This is a genomic window from Sphingomonas sp. (genome assembly GCF_023266535.1).
Classification (GTDB): Bacteria; Pseudomonadota; Alphaproteobacteria; order Sphingomonadales; family Sphingomonadaceae; genus Sphingomicrobium.
The window spans coordinates 1-2,847 of record NZ_JAHFPY010000119.1; the positions used below are offsets into that span (position 1 = coordinate 1).

A 2,847-nucleotide genomic window follows, 5' to 3' on the forward strand; every position below is an offset into this window, starting at 1 on the left:
CTGATCCTGCTCGCCTATCTGTTCCTGTCGATGGGCAGGCTGACCGGCCGCTCGGCGGTCTATCAATGGATGAACGTGGTCGGCGCCGCCGGCTTCACGCTCAATGGCTGGTGGCATGGTGCCTTGCCCTCGGCGGCGCTCAACGTCATCTGGATGCTGATCGGGGGAGTGGCTTTATGGCGGATCGCGCAGCGGAAAGACTCATCGACCTCAGCCATGTGATCGAGGAGGGCATGACCACCTACAAGGGTCTGCCCGGGCCGCACTTGTGCGATTATTGGACGCGCGAGGCGTCCGCGGCCAATTTTGACGACGGCTCGAGTTTCCAGATCGGCCGGATCGACATGGTCGCCAACACCGGCACCTATGTCGACAGCCCTTTCCACCGCTATGCCGACGGCAAGGATCTTTCCGAACTGCCGCTGGAATCGCTCGCCGACCTCGACGGGCTGGTCGTTCGCCAGCCCTATGAACAAGGGCTCGCCGTCGACGCTGCTGCCTTCGCCGGGCTCGAGGTGCGCGGCAAGGCGGTGCTGGTCGCGACCGGCTGGGATCGTCACTGGCGGACCGACACCTATCTCTCCAACAGTCCTTACCTGACCGAAGCCGCAGCGCGATGGCTGGTGGAACATGGCGCCGCGTTCGTCGGCATCGACAGCCACAATATCGACGACACCAGCGTCCGCGCGCGGCCCGTCCATACGCTGCTATTGGGGGCCGGCATCCCGATCGGCGAGCATTTGACCGGCCTCGACCGGCTGCCCGACCGTGGTTTCCGCTTCTCCGCCACGCCGCCCAAGATCAAAGGCATGGGCACCTTCCCGGTGCGGGCATTCGCCGTTCTTAGCTAAGCGCCGGCTCCAGCCAGCGGGGCAAGATGGCTTCAGCGGGAACGGCATCGACCCGCGCATGGACCACCGCCAGGCCAAGCCCGGGATAGGCGACGCGAACCCGCTCGTCGACGGCGCCCTCGACGACCACCAGCCGGCGATTGACCTTCTGCCGCCAGTTCATCCGCGCCGTATTCTCCTGTCCGACGAAGCAACCCTTGGTGAAGCTGACGCCATTCAGCTCGGCGGCATTGCACTCGAGCCAGAGCAGGTCGCCAAGTTCGACCCGGCCCTCGCACACGCCGAGCCGAAGCCGATGCTCGAGCCAGCCGCTGGCAGGCTCGTCGGCCGGCCCCAGCCAGCGCCGGCCCAGCTCGGCGAGCCGCGGATCGGCGACGCCCTTGCCGTCTTCCAACGACCAATGCACCGCCAAGCTGTCGTCCCGCTCAATGCCGATCGGCTTGCGCAGCCGGTAAATCGCCAGCCGCTTGATGAGCCCGTCGGGCGCCTCGGCCTCGCAATCGAGCAGCAAATCGTCGCCATCCGCCCACACCAGAAAATCGAACAGGCATTTGCCCTGCGCGGTCAGCAGCCCCGCCCAGACCGGCAATGGACCGGTGACATCCTGCGTCACCAGCCCCTGGAGGAAGTCGCGCACCTCGGCGCCGCTCAATCGGATGACGGCTCGATCGGCAAGGGTGGTCGCGGACATGAGCCTTAGCTAAGAGCGGCGCGTGACTTTGCAATCGCTAACCATCCGCCGGCCCGACGACTGGCACGTGCATTTGCGCGACGGCGAGATGCTCAAGACGGTCGCGCCTTATACCGCGCGGCAGTTCGCCCGGGCGATTGTCATGCCCAATCTGGTGCCGCCAATCACGACGGTCGAAGCCGCCTCGTCCTACCGCGACCGGATTATTGCTGCGACGGGGCCGGACTTCACCCCGCTGATGACCTGCTATCTGACCAACGATGTCGATCCGGACGGGCTGGCGCGCGGCTTTGCCGAGGGCATGTGGGCCGCGGCCAAGCTCTATCCGGCCGGCGCCACCACCAACAGCGCCAGCGGTGTCACCGACATCCGCAACATCTATCCGGCACTGGAGCGGATGCAGGAAATCGGGATGACCTTCTGCATCCATGGCGAGGTGACGGACCCGGATATCGACGTGTTCGACCGGGAAGCGGTGTTCATCGACCGCATCCTGTCGCCGCTGGTCGATGACTTCCCGGCGCTCAAAATGGTGCTGGAGCATATCACCACCCGGCAGGCGGCCCAGTTCGTCGCCGACGCCCCGGCCAATGTCGCCGCGACGATTACGCCGCAGCATCTCCACCTCAACCGCAATGCGCTGTTCAAGGGCGGGCTGAGGCCCCACGCCTATTGCCTGCCGGTGGTCAAGCGGGAGGAGCATCGCCTCGCGGTGCGCCAGGCGGCGGTCAGCGGCTCGCCCAAATTCTTCCTCGGCACCGACACGGCCCCCCACAGCCGCGAAGCCAAGGAATCGGCCTGCGGCTGCGCCGGCATCTTCAACGCGTCGTACGCGCTCGAAAGCTATGTCCAGGTGTTCGACGATGAAGGCGCGCTTGACCGGTTCGAAGCCTTCGCCTCGGAGCATGGCCCGCGCTTCTACGGGCTGCCGCTCAACGAGGGCACGGTGACGCTGGTGCGCGCGGAGCATCAAGTGCCCGAAACAGTCGAGGGACTGGTGCCCTTCCATGCCGGCGAAATGCTCCGCTGGAGGTTTGTCGGCTAGCTCCCCATATGGGCGGTTGAACGCGGCCCTAGGGTTCGCTAAGGCCCGCCAACTGCCGTGCCCGGAGACGTGGGTGAGTGGCTGAAACCAACGCTTTGCTAAAGCGTCATACGGGAAACTGTATCGAGGGTTCGAATCCCTCCGTCTCCGCCACCTATCATTCCCCACACTGAGGCCGGTACGCTCGGCCCGGCGGCTGCCCCGCGTGGTCGCTCCAGGTCGGGTTAGGGGTAGTAAAACGACCGTAGGTGAAGCGAGCC

General features: G+C 65.6%; 4 protein-coding genes and 1 tRNA gene. 4 read left to right on the top strand and 1 reads right to left on the bottom strand.

All coding sequences use genetic code 11. The features are described from left to right. Window positions 1-222: hypothetical protein (locus Q0C64_RS13335; RefSeq protein WP_294124329.1), on the top strand; the 222-nt coding region annotated here is incomplete at its 5' end. Then, window positions 177-851 (top strand): cyclase family protein, encoded by a 675-nt coding sequence (locus tag Q0C64_RS13340; protein WP_294124330.1) that lies wholly within the window; start codon window positions 177-179, stop codon window positions 849-851. The genes Q0C64_RS13335 and Q0C64_RS13340, both read left to right, overlap by 46 nt. Here the strand turns inward: Q0C64_RS13340 and Q0C64_RS13345 are convergent. After that, entirely contained in the window at window positions 844-1,542 is a 699-nt protein-coding gene (locus Q0C64_RS13345; protein WP_294124331.1) for a folate-binding protein, read from the bottom strand. The genes Q0C64_RS13340 and Q0C64_RS13345 overlap by 8 nt on opposite strands. A 22-nt stretch (window positions 1,543-1,564) precedes the next feature. Here Q0C64_RS13345 and pyrC point away from each other — a divergent pair, with 22 nt between their 5' ends. Both pyrC and Q0C64_RS13355 read left to right on the top strand, forming a co-directional pair. Continuing rightward, entirely contained in the window at window positions 1,565-2,587 is a 1,023-nt protein-coding gene (gene pyrC / locus Q0C64_RS13350) for a dihydroorotase (RefSeq protein ID WP_294124332.1), read from the top strand. Window positions 2,588-2,650: 63 nt separating this feature from the next. Beyond that, window positions 2,651-2,740 (top strand) — tRNA-Ser (locus Q0C64_RS13355). Window positions 2,741-2,847 lie beyond the last annotated feature (107 nt).

Bases quoted from the DNA above. Each gene is read 5' to 3' on its own strand.
- Q0C64_RS13340 (WP_294124330.1), top strand. From the start codon at position 177: ATGGCGGATCGCGCAGCGGAAAGACTCATCGACCTCAGCCATGTGATC.
- Q0C64_RS13345 (WP_294124331.1), bottom strand. From the start codon at position 1,542: ATGTCCGCGACCACCCTTGCCGATCGAGCCGTCATCCGATTGAGCGGC.